Raw genomic sequence first — 16,510 nt, forward strand, 5'->3', positions numbered from 1 at the left:
GACAAGAGCGGCCCGTTTTTGATGGGTGCCGCTTTATAATTTTATTAGAATTTACTAATTCACTCGCTTGTTGCAACCTTTAATATATGTTTATCCATGCACATAAACCCGGTGAAAACTTGGCGAATGATAAGGCTATGCAAAATTCCAATTGCGTAGATGACAATGCTCAAAGTTCTCCAGTGCCTCACCATCGATCACGACTATCGATACACAGCCGCAGCGGTCTTCGTCTGCATGCTGGGCAGTTTCGTTTCGATGCGCCTTTTTTCGAAAGCACGGCTGGCGACGGGGGTGCAGAAGGTCAACTGGCTGTTTCTGGCGGGCGTCAATGGCGGGGCGGCGATATGGACCACCCATTTCGTGGCGATGCTGGGCTATGTCGCAGCGGGCGATGTGGGATACGATCCCTATCTCACCGGGCTGTCGCTTCTGATCGCCATTACCACGACGACTGCCGGTTTCGGCATTTCCGCCTATGGCGGGCGCAGCGTGCTGGTGGAAGCCGGCGGAGTCGTCCTCGGCCTCGGCATTGCGGCGATGCATTACACGGGCATGGCCGCCTATAATGTTCAAGGCATGATTTTCTGGGACCGGGCCTATGTCGTCGCCTCGCTGATATTGGGGGCGGTGCTGGGCGCCATTGCGGTCAATCGCATTTCCCGGCCCCTCAACCGTTTCTGCCAGTATAGCGCGGTGGCGTTTCTCATCCTGGCCATCGCCTCGATGCATTATACCGGCATGGCGTCGATGTCCTTCGCCTTCGACCCGCGCATCGTCATTCCGGAAAACCTGCTGCCGCCGGCCATCATGGGCGGAGGCGCCATTGCGGTGACGCTTCTGCTTCTGGCGCTCGGGCTCTCCACTTATGTCATCGATGCGCAGTCCACCCAGCAGGCGGTTGCCCGCTATCGCCATCTTTCGTTGCACGATCCGCTGACTGGTATTCCCAACCGGGCGGCATTCATCGAGCATCTCAATCGCCGCACACGCCATGTCTCGCTGGGCGCACACACCGCGCTCCTTTCCATTGATCTCGACCGTTTCAAGGAAATCAATGACGTGCATGGCCATGCGGCAGGCGACGCCGTGCTGCGCGCCATCGCCGACCGCGCAAGTTCCGTGCTGAAGACCGGAGAGTTTCTGGCCCGCATGGGCGGCGATGAATTCGTTGCGATGACCCATTCCTATTACACCCGCGCCGACGGCGCGGAATTCGCCCAGCGATTGATCGAGCAGATCAGTAAGCCGGTGGAATGGAACGGGCAGACATTTTCGGTTGGCGCAAGCGTCGGCATATCGGTTCGCAATACCGGCTCCATCGATGCCGATACTCTGATGGCCCAGGCGGATGTCGCCATGTACCGGGCAAAAAGCGGTACTTCGGACACCATATGCTTTTACGACAAATCCATGGACGAGGCCGCGCGTGAGCGCAACGTGCTGGCCATCGCCATGCGCAGCGGCCTCGCCAATAACGAGTTCGAGCTTTATTACCAGCAGCAGAACGACACCAAAAGCGGCAGCATCGTCGGTTTTGAAGCGCTTTTGCGCTGGAACCATCCCGAACGGGGCATGGTTTCGCCGACCGAATTCATTCCGATCGCCGAACAGACCGGCTTTATCGTCGAACTGGGCGAATGGGTTCTGAGAGAAGCCTGCGCGCAGGCTGCGCGGTGGAAAAAGTCACTCGCCATTGCCGTTAACGTCGCGCCGCAGCAGCTTGCGGATAATGATTTCCCCGACAAGGTTGAGAGAATTCTTGCCGAAACGGGACTTGCGCCGGAAAGGCTCGAGCTGGAAATTACCGAAGGCAGCATCATCGCCGACCATCGCCACGCGCTCGTCACCATCCGCAAACTCAAGTCGCTCGGCGTCAAGATCGCCATGGATGACTACGGCACGGGCTATTCCTCGCTTTCGACGCTGCAGAGCTTCCCCTTCGACAAGATCAAGATCGACCGCGCTTTCATCGATGGCCTGTCGACCAACGTGCAGTCGGAGGCGATCGTTCGCTCGACGCTCATTCTGGCGCACAGCCTCAATATTCCGGTGCTTGCGGAAGGCGTTGAAACCAAGGCCCATATCGAGTTCCTGCGGCGTGAAGGTTGCCTGCAGGTGCAGGGCTTCTTTTTTGGCAAGCCCGGTCCGCTGACTTCCATCGCCAATCTCGTGGACGATACGTTCCTCTCGGCCGAGGATGAAACGGACGTGACCGCCGGCCGGCGTTATTTCAAGGCGGTCCGATAGTCCGGCGGCGCCTGCGGCTGCGCCCGGCAAGGCCGGTCGCGAAATTTTTTGTTGAAACATGGCCGCTTCCAGCGCACCATCGCCGAAAAGCTTTGGGAGGAGCGTATGCCGACAGACATCGCCCATGCGGAACGCGTGTATGAAACCGCGCGCCATCGTTCCGCAGCCGCAAGTTCTCCGATTGTCGCCTCCTGGCGTCGCTGCATGGTCAAACATCATCTTGCACCGGAGGAAAACCGCAAACCGATCTTTCTCAGCGAGTATGAGTTCCGCCGCGCCCGCGAAAGTGCGGCCGGCCTGATTGCCGAAAGCACGGATGAACTCGACCGCATTTTCCAAAGCGTCGGCAGATCCGGCTGCTGCCTGCTTTTGACCGACGCGCAGGGCGTTGCGCTGGAGCGGCGCGGCGCCTCTGGCGATGATCGTGATTTCCGGGCGCTTGGCCTCTGGTCCGGGGCGGTCTGGAGCGAAGAAAGCGTGGGCACCAACGGTATCGGCACAGCACTGGTGGATGAGCGCTCGGTGGTGGTCTACCGCGATCAGCATTTCTTCACGTCGAATACCGAACTCTGCTGCACCACGGCTCCCATCCGCGATCATACGGGCCGGGTGACGGGCGCGCTCGATATTTCCACCTGCCGCGACGACATCAACGAGATGACTTTCTCCTTCGTCACCCAGGCGGTGAAGGACGCGGCGCAGCGTATCGAGGGCAATCTTTTCCGCCGCGCCTTTCCGGGTGCGCGCATCGTCGTCGTGCCAAGTGGGTTCGGGGCGGCGCTGTCGCTGCTCGCCGTGGATCAGGACGATCTCGTGCTGGGCGCGACCCGTGCCGCACGCCTTGCGCTGAAGCTGGACGATGCCCGCATCGCGCAGGGTCTGCCCGCCGCCGATGTTCTTCAGGAACAGCGCCACGATGGCGGTTCCGATCTTGCGGAAGCGGAGCGCTCGGCGCTGCGGCGCGTGTTGTCGCGCACCAACGGCAATGTCACACAGGCGGCTTCACTGCTTGGCATCAGCCGCGCCACGCTTCACCGCAAGATGAAGAAATTCGACGTGCATTGAGGTGCGTGCGGGGGCGATCCGGACAATCATGCCGGATCGAGGTGCCTTTGTCGCAGATGTGAGACAATGTGCGCTGCGGAACCGCGCCGCCCCTCTACCGGACCGCGCCATCTAGGCCCACCTTCCTCCCATGCGGTCCGCTGCGGATCGTTTTCATCAGGGAGGATGAAATCATGAACATTCAGGTTCAGCAGAAAGCGGGCGAAGCGCCCTTCAAGCTGAAATACGGCAATTACATCGGCGGCAAATGGGTGGAGCCGAAATCCGGCCGCTACATGGACAATCTCTCGCCGGTGACCGGCCACAAGATCTGCGAAGTGCCGCGTTCGGACGCATCCGACATCGAGTTCGCGCTGGATGCCGCCCACAAGGCCCGCGACAAATGGGGCAAGACGAGCGTGACGGAGCGCTCCAACATCCTGCTCAAGATCGCCCAGCGGATCGAGGACAATCTCGATCTCATCGCCCGTGCCGAAACCTGGGATAACGGCAAGCCGCTGCGCGAAACCACCAATGCGGATATTCCGCTCGCCATCGACCATTTCCGTTATTTCGCGGGCTGCATCCGCGCCCAGGAAGGCACGATCGGCGAAATCGACAACGATACGGTCGCCTATCACTTCCATGAGCCGCTCGGCGTGGTCGGCCAGATCATTCCGTGGAACTTCCCGATCCTGATGGCTGCGTGGAAGCTTGCACCGGCGCTTGCCGCCGGCAATTGCGTGGTGCTGAAGCCGGCGGAACAGACACCGGCCTCGATTCTCATCGTCATGGAACTGATCGAAGACCTGCTGCCGCCCGGCGTCCTCAACATCGTCAACGGCACGGGCCTCGAAGCCGGCAAGCCGCTGGCGCAGAGCAACCGCATCGCCAAGATCGCCTTTACCGGCTCCACCTCGGTCGGCAAGGAAATCATGCGTTATGCGGCCGACAACGTCACCAACATCACGCTGGAGCTGGGCGGCAAGTCGCCGAACATCTTTTTCGCCGATGTGATGAACGAGGACGATGCCTTCCTCGACAAGGCGCTCGAAGGTTTCGCCTTCTTCGCGCTCAATCAGGGTGAGGTCTGCACATGCCCCTCGCGTGCGCTGGTGCATGAATCGATCTATGACCGCTTCATGGAAAAGGCGATCAAGCGCGTTCAGGCGATCAGCCAGGACGATCCGCTCAATCCGTCGACCATGCTGGGCGCGCAGGCCTCGCAGGAACAGTTCGACAAGATCATGGGCTATCTGGAGATCGGCAAGAAGGAAGGCGCCAAGGTTCTGACCGGCGGCGACCGCAAGACGCTGACGGGCGATCTGAAGGATGGCTATTACATCCAGCCGACCGTCTTCGAAGGCAACAACAAGATGCGGATTTTCCAGGAGGAAATCTTCGGCCCGGTCGTTTCCGTCACCACCTTCAAGACGTTGGAAGAGGCGCTCGAAATCGCCAATGACACGGTTTACGGTCTGGGCGCAGGCGTCTGGAGCCGCGATACCAACATTGCCTATCGGGCCGGCCGGGGCATCGAAGCGGGCCGCGTGTGGACGAATTGCTATCACGTCTATCCGGCGGGCGCTGCCTTTGGCGGCTACAAGCAGTCGGGCATCGGTCGCGAGACCCACAAGATGATGCTCGATCATTACCAGCAGACCAAGAACCTGCTCGTGTCCTACAGCCCGAACAAGGTCGGTTTCTTCTGAGGTCCTCCCCGGAAGCCGGCGAGGGGCTGTGGTGCCAGATCGCCGGCGTGTTCCCAGGGGCTTCGGCCCCTGGGAGCCCGGCTTCAAACAGAAAGGCCGGAGGTTTTGCCTCCGGCCTTTTTTCGTTGCGGTTTATGCCGCGTAACGCTGGTCCCGTTGGCGGAGGCCGCCGACCGAGAACTGCCCCACCTGTTCGGTCAGGCCGTCCGCCTCGCTGGATAGCGAGAAAGCGGCCGCCGTCGTTTCCTCCACCATGGCCGCGTTCTGCTGCGTTACATGGTCGAGTTCGTTGACGGAGGCGTTGATTTCGCTGAGGCGGCCGGACTGTTCGCGCGATGCGGTGGCGATCTCGCCGATCTGGTCGTTGACCGACTGGATGCGTTTCTGAATCTGCTCGAGGCTTTCACCGGTCTTCAGCACCAGCGCCACGCCGCTTTCCACATCGCCCGCCGAGGTGGCGATCAGCGTCGTGATATCCCGGGCGGCGGCTGCCGATTTCTGGGCAAGCTCGCGAACTTCCTGTGCCACAACGGCAAAGCCCTTGCCGGCTTCGCCGGCGCGGGCGGCTTCCACACCGGCATTCAGCGCCAGCAGATTGGTCTGGAAGGCGATCTGGTCGATGACATCGATGATCTGGCGGATCTTGGCCGACGAGGTCTCGATGCGTTCCATCGCCACGATCGCTTCTTTAACGACGGCCGTGGACTTGTGCGCATCCTGCATCGTGCCCGCCGTCGCCTCGACGGCGACATTGCAGCGCGACAGCGAGAGGTTGACGGCCTGCGTCATGTCTCCGAGTGCCGCTGCCGCTTCCTCAAGGGCTGCGGCCTGGCGTTCGGTGCGACGCGACAGGTCTTCCGATGCGCTTTTCAGTTCGCCGGAGCCGGAGCGGATGGCATTGGCGCTTTCGCCGATGTTGGAGATGGTCGCTTCCAGGCCTGCCATGGAGTTGTTGAAGTCGATGCGGAGATGATCGAGCGACGGCACGAAGGATTTGTCGATGCGGAGATCGAGCCTGCCGGCCGCGAGATTGGCAAGACCGGTGGCAAGTGCGTCAACAGCCTCTTCCAGTTCTTTCGCGCTTCTTGCCTTTTCCATTTCCCGCTGGGCGCGTTCTTCGTCCAGTTCTTCGCTCTTGCGATGGGATTCGGCTTCCATGCGCTGCTTGTCCAGAATGCCCTGACGGAAGGATTCCAGCGCGCGCGCCATGATGCCGATCTCGTCGCCACGGGAAACGGCCTTGATCTCAATGTTGTTTTCACCGCCGTTCAGGCGCTCCATCAGCCCCGCAAGGCCGGTCAGCGGCTTGGTAAGGCTCGCGGAAACGAAAATGCCGATCAGCGTCATGATCGCAAGCACGGCCAGCGTCGCGACCGTTGCCCAGAAGGCGAGATCGTTGGCGGCGGCGAGGACCTTGCTTTCCTGCTGGCCGATGGCCAAAAGATGTTTCTGGCCGAAGACGGAGACCGGGCGGTAGGCATAGAAGATGTTGCCCGCAGGTGTCTGCGCCATCACCGTTCCGGCGTTGTTTGCGTTGGAAAGGGCGGCGAGGCTTTCGGAAACCGCAGCGTCAGCACCGCCCGACAGTACGCCGGCCCGACGTTTGCCGTCGGCGCTCAGGAGAACGGCGTCATCGATGGTCTTGCCGGTTTCCTCGGGCGTCACCACCGCGCCGATGCGATCAGCGGCGATGCGCATGATGACGGCGCCCTTGCGCTGGAGCTGGCCCCAGTTGGAGACGGCGAGCGGCATGCCGATCATGGCCGAATCATTTTCGCCGCCAGTGAAACCTGTGGTGCTGACGACGCCGTCCTTGCCGGCTTCGATGCGGTCGAACAGGTCCTTGATCGCGGCGTTCTGCGGTTCCGTCACGCTGGTGAGGAAGTTCTTCCCCTTGGTCACAGTGTAAATAATGAGGCCGGTCTTGTCGATCACATAGATGTCGCTGACACGGGTGTTGCGCCAGACGCTGGCGATGGCGGCGTTGATGGTGGCGTGGCGAATGGCGTAAAGCAGTCGCAGGCCTTCGCCATTGAAGGAGGCGCGCTCCTCTTCGGAGACGCCCTCGCGCCGGAAAGCCTGGATGATCGCATCCCTTTCCGTCGGTACAACGGTGGTCATCGTTTCCAGCGCCTGTGCGACCGCGGCGTTCTGCGACAGCTCGGAAATGCTCTGTTCGACGCGCAAAGTATAGGCATCAAGCTGCTTGGACTGGTTGCCTGCAACCGTTTCGAGCCTGATTTCGCTGGCGTCGATCAGTCCCGACTTCCCCATCTCGTAGGACAACAGCCCCACGGAAAGACATGAAACCAGCGTTGCGCCCGTGACGAGCGCTGCGAATTTGGCCTTTATCGACAATGATTTAGCTTTGACAGCAGTCGGATTTACACCCGGCATCCTGTTTCCTCCCCCCAAAAAACGTGGCCATACCGTGGCAAAAATTGTTTACGGCCGCGTTAAAAGTGCTGGGAATTGTACGATTGTTTCCCGCATGCCGTGAAAAAATAGCCGGCCGCCACTGACGCGTTTCCCGTAATAAAACTGCAATAGAACGGGCGCATATCGAGTGAAGTTCAACGGCTGTTCATGTTCATGCAAGCTTTCCGCGCTCCTTCTCTCGCCAATATCAATGATGTCTGCGGACTGAGTGCGGACGGATATGACGGAGCCAGCGTGAAACCGAGGCCGGATTTCGCCGTTGTCGTGCCCATGCACAATGAGCAAGCGAGTGTGGAAACGCTCGTGGCGGAGATTTTTGCCGCCTGCCAGCCCGTCGGCGCCTTCGAGATCGTGGTGGTGGACGACGCATCTTCCGACGGCACGGTCGATGCGGTGCTTGCGCTTGGCGATCGTTACCCGATGCTGCGGCTCGTCCGGCATGATCGTCAGGGCGGACAGTCTGCGGCGATCCACAGCGGTGTGCAGGCGGCGCGTGCGCCTGTCATCTGCATGCTGGATGGAGACGGGCAGAACCCGCCGGACAATCTGCCGGCTCTTCTCGCGCCGCTTCTCTCCGCAGGCGCTCCCAGCCGGCTCGGTCTTGTGGCCGGCCAGCGTGTCGGTCGGCGCGATACGCTTGGAAAACGTCTTTCCTCCCGCTTCGCCAATGGGCTTCGGGCGCGGATCTTAAAGGACGGCACGCGCGACACCGGCTGCGGCCTCAAGGCCTTCCGCCGCGACGCCTATCTCGCCTTGCCCTATTTCGATCATCACCACCGCTATTTCCCGGCGCTGTTCAATCGCGACGGCTGGCAGGTCACCCATGTCGACGTCACGCACCGGGCGCGGCTGCACGGGAATTCCCATTACACCAATATCGGCCGCGCGCTTGTCGGCATCCACGACCTGATCGGCGTCGCCTGGCTGCTGCGCCGGCGAAAGCGCTCAAGCTGGGCTGAAACTTTCAAAACGGAGACATCGCCGTGAATGCACCGGCTTTATGGTCCATGCTGCATGTGAACAGCTGGAAGGAATTTCTGTGGGTCTGCACCGGCTTCATGGGCCAGATGCTGTTTACCATGCGTTTTCTGGTTCAATGGATTTCTTCGGAACGGGCGAACCGCTCGGTCATTCCGGTGGCCTTCTGGTATTTTTCCGTTCTCGGCGGTCTGGTGTTGCTTTCCTACGCCATCTGGCGGCGCGATCCGGTCTTCATTCTGGGCCAGGCGTCCGGCCTTTTCATCTATGCCCGAAATCTCTGGTTGATTCATGCCGAACGCCGCCAGCATGCATGAGGCGGCGACCCTGCCTTACGAGCAGGCAGGCGATGAGCGCAGGTGGCTGACATTTGCATTCGCGGCGATTGTCCTTGTAACCGCGTTGCGCGTCGTTGGGCTGGCCTTCAACCGCACCGACCTTTTCGTCGATGAGGCGCAATATTGGCTATGGGGCAGGGAGATGGCGCTCGGCGCCTATTCCAAGCCGCCCCTGATCGGCTGGCTTATCCGCGCGGCAACCATTCTGGGCGGCGGTGAGGGCACGTTTCAGGTTCGGCTGGCCGCGCCCGTGGTGCATGGCGTCGCGGCGGCGGCCATTCTTGCGCTCGGCCGTATGATCTATGATGTCAGGCTGGCATCCCTGGCCGCCCTTATCTATTTAACCCTGCCGGCCGTAACGCTCGGCAGCCTGTTGATCTCGACCGATACGCCGATGATGCTGTTCATCGTGCTGTCGATGATCTCCGTGCGGAAGCTTGCGCTGGCCCGCCGCGAGGGCAGGGCGGCGCTAGGCTGGAGCATCGCCCTCGGTCTCTGCTTCGGCCTCGGGCTGATGTCGAAATATGCGATGATCTATTTTCTGCCCTGCTTCATCGCCGCAGGCTGGCTCTGTGAGGCATGGCGCATCCGGCTGCGTGACGCGGTCATTGCTGCGCTCGTCTGCGTCGCCGTCATCGCGCCCAATCTGTGGTGGAACGCGGCGCATGATTTCATGACCGCACGCCATACGGCGGATAATGCGAACTGGCATGGCGTCCAGCTGAAGATCGGTTCCGCGCTGGAATTCTTCTTCTCCCAGGCGGGTGTGGTCGGACCATTCGTTTTCGTCGGCATGATCGTTGCAACAATTCGTGCGAAAAATGCCGAAACCCGGGCGCTGGTCGCTCTTTCGGTGCCGATCATTCTTCTGATTACCGCGCAGGGTTTGATGTCACGGGCGCTCGCCAACTGGGCGGTCGGGGCCTATGCGGCCGGCGTGCTGCTGGCGGTGCCGGTCCTGGCGTCGCGGCGTTGGCTTACCGTGTCCACGCTTGTACTTGGTAGCATCGTGGCCATCGCGCTGCCGCTGATGACCATTGCTGGAACGCAATTGCGCCTGCCGAAAGGTGAACTGGCGATGGCGCGGTATCTCGGGCGCGCCGAGCTGGTGTCGACCGGTCTGTTACGGGCGCGCGAGGCGGGTGCCGACGCCATCGTCGCTACCGACCGTTCGATACTTGCCGAGCTTTTTTATCAGCTTCGGGATGAGAAACAGGTGATGACGCGCGCGCTGCCCGAGACCGGCGTGCCCTCCAGTCACTATGCGCTTCTTTACCCGCTGAAACCGGGCGAGGCGAAAAATCCCCTGTTCCTGGCAAGTGCGGATGGCCTGCCGGCCTGCCTTGCCGGCGAGGCGCCGGTCGCCCGCTGGACCGCCGGGCCGGGTTTCCTTGAGGGCAGGGAAATCGGTCTCTGGCGCCTGCTGCCACGATGCATGCCGGAGGGCAGCAATGGACAATGATCTTTCGCATATGCGGATCACGATCTGGGTGACACTCGCGACATTGGCGCTCGTCATCCTGTTCGCGACCTTTCCCTCCATCGATCTGAGATTCTCCGCCCTGTTTTTCTCGCCCGTCGAGCAGCCATGGTCCGGCCGTGAGCCGTTTCCCGAATGGTTGCGGGATACGCTGCGCGAAGGTACGGAGCTCGCCACCCTTCTGGCGTTCACGATCCTTGTCGGCAATCTTCGGCTGGGCACGCTGCAGAGAACCGGCTGGCGGGTGTGGGCCTTTCTGTGCGGGCCGGTGATCCTCTGTGCCGGGCTTCTGGTCAACGGTGTGCTGAAGGCGACTATCGGTCGCGCGCGCCCGTTCAGCGTCACCGAATTCGGCGGGCAGCAGCTTTTCACGCCGCCTTTCCAGTACAGTGCGCAATGTTATTCGAACTGCTCGTTTTCTTCCGGCGAAACCGCGCTGATCGCCAGTTTCTTCCTGCCGCTCTGCGTGCTCGTCTGGCCCCGGCTGCAACGGCGCGGACGGTTGGCGATGGGAAGCATCGCCGCCGGCATGATCGTCCTCATGTCCGGCTTGCGCATCGCGGCCGGCGGGCATTTCCTCAGCGATGTGGTGATGTCCATCCTGTTTTCCGCCCTCACAACCCTGTTTCTCTACCGGGCGCTGGTGATCGGACGTCACCGCCATTTGTTTACCGGCGATGCGGTTATAGCCGATACGGCCAGCATCTGGCGTAACGGTCGCCATGCTGTCCTGACCAGGGTTCGGCGCTGGTGGCCGAAAATCAAGGCCGCAGCCTCACGTCTGCAACGGCCGCCGGATGCGGGTGCGGCATCGTCTTAAGGGGAACTTCGGAGTTCGCTTCAATGAGTGAATGGCCAAGCGTGCCAGACACTCTCGCGTCATCCTCGGGTCTCCGAGGATCTGCGACCTGTTGATTTCATTCAACATGGCTGGATCCTCGGCGCAGGGCCAAGGACGACGTCGAGGCAACCAGCGATTTCAACATGGAACGCACCCTGCCCGGGAATCTAAGCTGGGCGGCAATTCGCCATGCGGCAGAACGGTTGTCGAGGTTTGCCGCAGCTTTTCAGTCGAACAGGCCGGAAACCGACTGTTCCTGTGCGGTGCGGTTGATCGCTTCGCCGAGCAGGCCGGCGGTGCTGACCACGCGGATATTATGCGCGGACTGGACACCGGTGGTCGGCTGTATGCTGTCGGTGATAACGAGTTCGCGCAGCTTCGAGGAAGCAACACGGGCAACCGCGCCGCCGGAAAGCACACCGTGGGTGATATAGGCGGTAACGCTGGTGGCGCCCTTTTTCAGCAGCGCTTCAGCGGCGTTGCAGAGCGTGCCGCCGGAATCGACGATGTCGTCGATGAGGATGCAGTCCTTGCCGGAGACATCGCCGATGACGTTCATGACTTCGGATTCGCCCGGACGGTCACGACGCTTGTCGACGATGGCCAGAAGACAGTCGAGACGCTTGGCGAGTGCACGGGCGCGAACCACGCCGCCAACGTCGGGCGAAACCACCATGACATTGTTGGTGTCGTAATGGTCCTTCACGTCGCGGGCGAGAATGGGCGCTGCGAAGAGATTGTCGGTGGGGATATCGAAGAAGCCCTGGATCTGGCCGGCATGGAGATCGAGGGTGAGAACGCGGTCGGCGCCGGCTTCGGTGATCAGATTGGCGACGAGCTTGGCGGAAATCGGGGTGCGGGGGCCGGCCTTGCGGTCCTGGCGGGCGTAACCGAAATAAGGCAGCACCGCGGTGATGCGCTTGGCAGAGGAGCGGCGCATGGCGTCGATCATGATGAGCAGTTCCATCAGATGATCATTTGCCGGGAAGGAGGTGGACTGGACGATGAAAACGTCTTCGCCGCGCACGTTCTCGCTGATTTCTACGAATATTTCCTGGTCAGCAAACCGCTTTACAGTGGCATTTCCGAGAGGAACGTTAAGATACTTGCAGATCGCTTCGGCAAGGTGCCGGTTCGAATTGCCTGCGAAAACCTTCATTGCGGCCGCCTGTTTCCATGCCATCGCCTTGCATCACGGGGCTCAATCCACCGTAACCAAGCGTCGTTCAAGGGGAGGAACATCCGGCTGAAAAGCCTTTGCCGGATACGCCTTGTTGCCATGCGCGCCTTAATAGCGCTGTTGCTTCCGATTGCAAGAGGACTCCGCGCTTTCGCAATGATTTTCGTGAAATCTCTGTGACTTCTCCCGCCGTTTTCACCTCATCCCTGTTGAGACTGCTTCCATGACGAATAGTCGTTGAGCGTTTTTGCAGCGATATCCTGCATGACCCTGTCGGTCACGGCGGCCCATGGATCGCTGCCTTTTGCCGCCACCGTTTCCTGCCCCTGCAGGCGGTGAAGCCGCACGCCATTGGCGTCCAGAATGTCCCAGACGTAGACGACATTGACCTTGGCGCCATCGGCAAAGGCGGAGAAATATCCCTTCAGGATGTTTTCGGCCGAATTGTCGTTTGAGGCCCGGATGGTCAGCCCCTTCGCCCGCGCTTCGGCCCCGAGCTGGCGCGACAGCGGCGTCACCGCCTGAACCGGCGCTCCGATGATCGGCAGGAAGCGGATGGAGTTTGCGGAAGAGGCAGGCGCAAGCGATGCCGTCTGCTGCGCGGGAGCGGGTTGAGCGGCCGCCGGTGGCTGGGTTGCGGTCTGGTTCTGGCGAAGCGGCTCGCCATACTGGCTGCCGTTGGACAGCGCCTGTGCCTGCGCCTGCAACGAGTTTTGCGGCGCATAGGCGGGAACGGATGTTGCGGTTGCCGGAGCGCCCGTGGGCGCGCGGTCGGCGGCGGCGGCCATCTGGTCGAGATCGCCCTGGGTCACGGGTGTCGACTGCGAGGCATTGTGGCCGACATCCACCTGCGGTGTAAGCGCTTCCGTCGTGTTGCAGCCTGACAGGGCCAGCATCATCGCTGGAACAATGATGGCCGGAAAAAGGGGGGTGAACCCCGTCCGGCTCATGCGATTTTCCCTCTCATGTTCCGCTCCTTCTTGCCCAAGGTGGCGCAATGTAAGGGCGGTTTTCCCGCTCTGTCAAACCCGGCAGCGATTTAAGCTGTGAGAAGATCGAGGTTGTGGCGCGAGAGCGGCTCCGGTGCGCCGTCGGTGGTCAGATAGGTCTGGCCGAGCGTCATGGCCGTGCCGGAATCGGAATCCATCACGATCATATGCACGAAAAGCGTCATGTCGGCGGTAATCTCCTGCGGATTGCCGGCGTGGAACATCTGATGCTCCATCCAGGACGGCGAGAAGCGCGCGCCCAGCGAATAACCGCAGGAGTTCAGCCGGTGGCGGGTCAAGCCGCGTTCGTCCATCACGCGGGCATGCACGTCGAAGACATCGCCAAAGGTCTTGCCCGGTCGCAGCATCTCTTCGATGGCGGTGAGGTTTTGCAGGCAGGCGCTGTAAAGCTCCTTCTGGCGGAAGTCCTGTTCGCCGATCACCACCGTGCGCATCATGGCGGCATGGTAATGCGCGCTGACGCCGGCCCATTCCAGCGTCAGCTGATCCTTGTCGTCGAGCCTGCGGCGGCCGGCCTTGTAACGGCACAGCAGCGCATCCGCGCCGGAACCGACGATGAATTCATTGGCGGGGTAATCGCCGCCGCCGGCCAGAACCGCTCCCTGCATTGCCGCGAGAATTGCGGCCTCGTCCGCGCCGGGCCTGATGAGCGGCAGCGCCGCGTCCAGAGCCGCATCGGCCAGTTGGCCCGCCTTGCGCGCATAGGCGATCTCGGCCGGGCTTTTGACCAGCCGCAGTGTGCTGACGAGATAGGAAGCGTCGCTCATCTGGCAGAAGCTGGCGAGCTGGTTGTCCAGCAGACGGGCGACGCGGCCTGTCATGCCGTGCGTGTCGTATTCGACGCCAATCTTTGCACCCAGCAGGTCGAGATCGCTCAGCAGGTTCTTCAGATCGAGCGTCGGGTCGGCATTGGGCCGGTCGACCCAGATCAGGATATTCTCGATGATGGAGGTATTGCGGGCCTGGCGCAGATCCGCCGAGCGGGTCAGAAGCGTCATGGAGCCGTCCGATTTGACCACCAGCGTCTGGAAGAAGCAGTAGCCGAACGTGTCATAGCCGGTCAGCCAATACATGCTTTCCTGCGCGAAAAGCAGCAGGGCGTCCAGCTTCTCCTCGGCCATTTTTGCGAGCAGACGCTCGCGGCGGGCATCGAATTCCGAAAGCTCGAAATGCAGGGCCATGTCAGTCCTCCAGAATTGCGATTGCGGAAATCTGCCGGCCATAATCGGGTTCGGCGCGGTGGGTGGTGCGGCGGTAGGAATAGAAGCGATGTTCGTCGGGATAGGTGCAGAGGCCGAGATTTTCCGCCCTCACACCGGCTTTCGTCAGCCGGTCGATGGTGAATTGCTTGAGGTCGAACAATGCGTGGCCTTCCTTCTCCGTCGCGGCGAAATAATCCGCATAGGCCGGATCGATATCGGTGAAACGCGCCACATATTCCGGACCGACCTCATAATTGTTCTGGCTGATGGAAGGGCCGAGCGAGGCGGCGATGCGCTCCCGGCTGGCGCCGAGCGTCGTCATGGTCTCGATGGTGTTTTCGAGCACGCCGAACAGCGCGCCTTTCCAGCCGGCATGGGCCGCACCCACGACGCCGGCTTCCGCATCGGCAAACAGGATCGGGCCGCAATCGGCGCTCAGCACGCCAAGCACGAAACCCGGTGTCGCGGTTACCATGGCGTCGGCCTGCGGGCGGCTGCCGTCATAGGTTTCATCGACCACGAGAACATCGGGGGAATGGATCTGGTGCACGGTGGCGAGGCGCTCCGCCGACAGGCCGAACCATTGCGTTACGCGCCGACGATTTTCCTGCACCCGTTCCGGTTCGTCATGCGAGCCGAGGCCGACATTGAGGCCCTGATAAAGCCCTTCCGACACCCCGCCCTGTCGGGTGAAAAAACCGTGGCGGATACGGTTTTTGCTATAGTCGGCGAGCAGGGGACTCTGGATGGGGAGCGGCAGCGTTGCGTTCTGCATGGTGCGGGAGTTCCTTGGAGAATATCGCTGTTGGCCAGTGAGATACGGTTAAGCGAGATGTTTCCGGTTGCCGCGGCGTTGCGCGGCGTGTGTGATGCAGTGTGCCTGCTTCGTGTGTCGCGGCGATGTTGGCCCAGAGGTGATTGCGCTGTCAATCCACCGCGCGAAACGGCAGGAGATGAAGCGCGGGACTTGAAACGGCGATGACCTTGAAAAGTTCCCCCATCTTGCCGGCGCCTTCGCCGGCGAGGCGGTTGACCGCTTCGGCGATTTCCAGCGTCTGGTCCGGCGTGGCTTTGGCGGCAAGTGCGGCCGCGCGTTCCTTGAGACCGAGGCCATAGAGAAAGTCGCCCTGTCTCAGGGTGCCGTTGACGTGTACGCCGGTTGCTTCGGCTGTTTTCACGAGGCTTTCGAAATCGACATGGCTGGTGAGATCGGCTTCGCCGGGATGCGCAAGCGCCGGGTCGAAGGCATGGTTGCGCATGGCCTGCAACGTATCGCCATACCCGGCGACCAGATGGCCGTAATCGATGGCGAGCGCCGTGCCGCCATGGGCGGAGAGGCGCTGGCAGATCGCGGTCATCACGGCTTCGCGGGCAGGCGAAATCTCGACTATGGCGCCAATCGGCTGCCGTTCCGGCTGCGGCGGCAGCAGGGCCGGGTCTATGCCGGCAAGCCCGGTCGAGAACACAAGTTCGTCATTGGCGTCGAGGCTGACGACCCGTTCACGGAAACCCTGTGGTGTTTTTATGAATTGCCGGATCGGAATGGCGTCGAAAAGCTCGTTGGCGACGAGGAGCAGGAAACCTTCCGGCACATCGTCGAAACTGTCATGCCAGGTCAGCCTGTCCGCATGTGCGGCCAGCGTTTCCTTCTGGATGGCGGAAAGGCGGGGGCTGGTTTCGACCAGATGCACCCGCATCGTCTCGTAAAGCGGCGGTGCGATGCGGCGGATGACGCGCAGCATGTCCGACATCATGGTGCCGCGGCCGGGGCCGATTTCCACCAGCTGGGTTTCCATGGGCGCGCCGTGCCTCTGCCAGGCATGGACCACGAAAACGCCGAGCATTTCGCCGAAAAGCTGGCTGACTTCAGGTGCGGTGATGAAATCGCCCGAACGGCCGAAGGGCTCGCGGCTCCTGTAATAACCGTGCTCCGGGTCGGCGAGGCAGAGCGAGAAGAAGTCGGTAACGCTAAGCGGACCGTTGAGCCGGATAAGTGATTTAATGCGTTGCGCGAGCGGTGTCGTCATGGCGGGTCA

Annotated in this window: 13 protein-coding genes; 7 read left to right on the top strand and 6 right to left on the bottom strand. The window is 61.4% G+C overall.

Annotated features, from left to right (window positions below):
* Window positions 1–165: 165 nt before the first annotated feature.
* The 3 genes from RAC79_RS12985 to adh all read left to right on the top strand — a co-directional run bounded on the left by RAC79_RS12985 (window position 166) and on the right by adh (window position 5,006).
* Window positions 166–2,250 carry a bifunctional diguanylate cyclase/phosphodiesterase gene (locus RAC79_RS12985; RefSeq protein WP_174039663.1) on the top strand — a complete coding sequence of 695 codons (2,085 nt, stop codon included), beginning with the start codon at window positions 166–168 and terminating at the stop codon, window positions 2,248–2,250.
* 105 nt (window positions 2,251–2,355) lie between these two features.
* A complete protein-coding gene (locus RAC79_RS12990) occupies window positions 2,356–3,315 on the top strand; it encodes a helix-turn-helix domain-containing protein (protein WP_065655946.1) in 960 nt (319 codons plus the stop codon).
* Between the two features lie 173 nt (window positions 3,316–3,488).
* A complete protein-coding gene (adh, locus tag RAC79_RS12995) occupies window positions 3,489–5,006 on the top strand; it encodes an aldehyde dehydrogenase (protein ID WP_065655717.1) in 1,518 nt (505 codons plus the stop codon).
* 132 nt (window positions 5,007–5,138) lie between these two features.
* Here adh and RAC79_RS13000 read toward each other — a convergent pair whose 3' ends face one another.
* On the bottom strand, window positions 5,139–7,403 hold the full coding sequence (locus RAC79_RS13000; protein WP_142845449.1) for a methyl-accepting chemotaxis protein: 2,265 nt from the start codon (window positions 7,401–7,403) through the stop codon (window positions 5,139–5,141).
* A gap of 189 nt (window positions 7,404–7,592) precedes the next feature.
* Here RAC79_RS13000 and RAC79_RS13005 point away from each other — a divergent pair, with 189 nt between their 5' ends.
* From RAC79_RS13005 to RAC79_RS13020, 4 genes are read left to right on the top strand one after another with little or no spacing between them, the layout of a single operon-like run.
* Window positions 7,593–8,432: a glycosyltransferase family 2 protein gene (locus RAC79_RS13005; RefSeq protein WP_174039528.1), complete on the top strand. Its 840-nt coding sequence runs from the start codon at window positions 7,593–7,595 to the stop codon at window positions 8,430–8,432.
* A gap of 20 nt (window positions 8,433–8,452) precedes the next feature.
* The gene (locus RAC79_RS13010; protein ID WP_031233742.1) at window positions 8,453–8,740 is read left to right on the top strand and encodes a lipid-A-disaccharide synthase N-terminal domain-containing protein; all 288 of its coding nucleotides are present in this window, start codon (window positions 8,453–8,455) and stop codon (window positions 8,738–8,740) included.
* Window positions 8,715–10,223: a glycosyltransferase family 39 protein gene (locus RAC79_RS13015; RefSeq protein WP_174039527.1), complete on the top strand. Its 1,509-nt coding sequence runs from the start codon at window positions 8,715–8,717 to the stop codon at window positions 10,221–10,223. The genes RAC79_RS13010 and RAC79_RS13015 overlap by 26 nt, the downstream gene beginning before the upstream one ends.
* On the top strand, window positions 10,213–11,061 hold the full coding sequence (locus RAC79_RS13020) for a phosphatase PAP2 family protein (RefSeq protein ID WP_174039526.1): 849 nt from the start codon (window positions 10,213–10,215) through the stop codon (window positions 11,059–11,061). Before RAC79_RS13015 ends, RAC79_RS13020 begins: the two co-directional genes overlap by 11 nt.
* 247 nt (window positions 11,062–11,308) lie before the next feature.
* On the opposite strand, the gene RAC79_RS13025 is transcribed toward RAC79_RS13020, so the two are convergent.
* The 5 genes from RAC79_RS13025 to RAC79_RS13045 all read right to left on the bottom strand — a co-directional run bounded on the left by RAC79_RS13025 (window position 11,309) and on the right by RAC79_RS13045 (window position 16,501).
* Complete coding sequence (locus RAC79_RS13025) at window positions 11,309–12,241, bottom strand: ribose-phosphate pyrophosphokinase (protein WP_003522877.1); 933 nt, start codon at window positions 12,239–12,241, stop codon at window positions 11,309–11,311.
* 221 nt (window positions 12,242–12,462) lie between these two features.
* Window positions 12,463–13,212 carry a hypothetical protein gene (locus RAC79_RS13030; RefSeq protein WP_065655721.1) on the bottom strand — a complete coding sequence of 250 codons (750 nt, stop codon included), beginning with the start codon at window positions 13,210–13,212 and terminating at the stop codon, window positions 12,463–12,465.
* 89 nt (window positions 13,213–13,301) lie between these two features.
* Window positions 13,302–14,453 carry a Xaa-Pro peptidase family protein gene (locus RAC79_RS13035; RefSeq protein WP_174039525.1) on the bottom strand — a complete coding sequence of 384 codons (1,152 nt, stop codon included), beginning with the start codon at window positions 14,451–14,453 and terminating at the stop codon, window positions 13,302–13,304.
* A 1-nt stretch (window position 14,454) separates the two neighbouring features.
* Window positions 14,455–15,249, bottom strand: a complete 795-nt coding sequence (pgeF, locus tag RAC79_RS13040) for a peptidoglycan editing factor PgeF (protein ID WP_142845452.1) — start codon at window positions 15,247–15,249, stop codon at window positions 14,455–14,457.
* A 151-nt stretch (window positions 15,250–15,400) separates the two neighbouring features.
* Window positions 15,401–16,501 (bottom strand): class I SAM-dependent methyltransferase, encoded by a 1,101-nt coding sequence (locus tag RAC79_RS13045; protein ID WP_078051797.1) that lies wholly within the window; start codon window positions 16,499–16,501, stop codon window positions 15,401–15,403.
* Window positions 16,502–16,510: the final 9 nt, after the last annotated feature.

It is taken from the genome of Agrobacterium sp. LR_9 (genome assembly GCF_041954855.1).
In the GTDB taxonomy this organism is placed as follows: domain Bacteria; phylum Pseudomonadota; class Alphaproteobacteria; order Rhizobiales; family Rhizobiaceae; genus Agrobacterium; species Agrobacterium leguminum.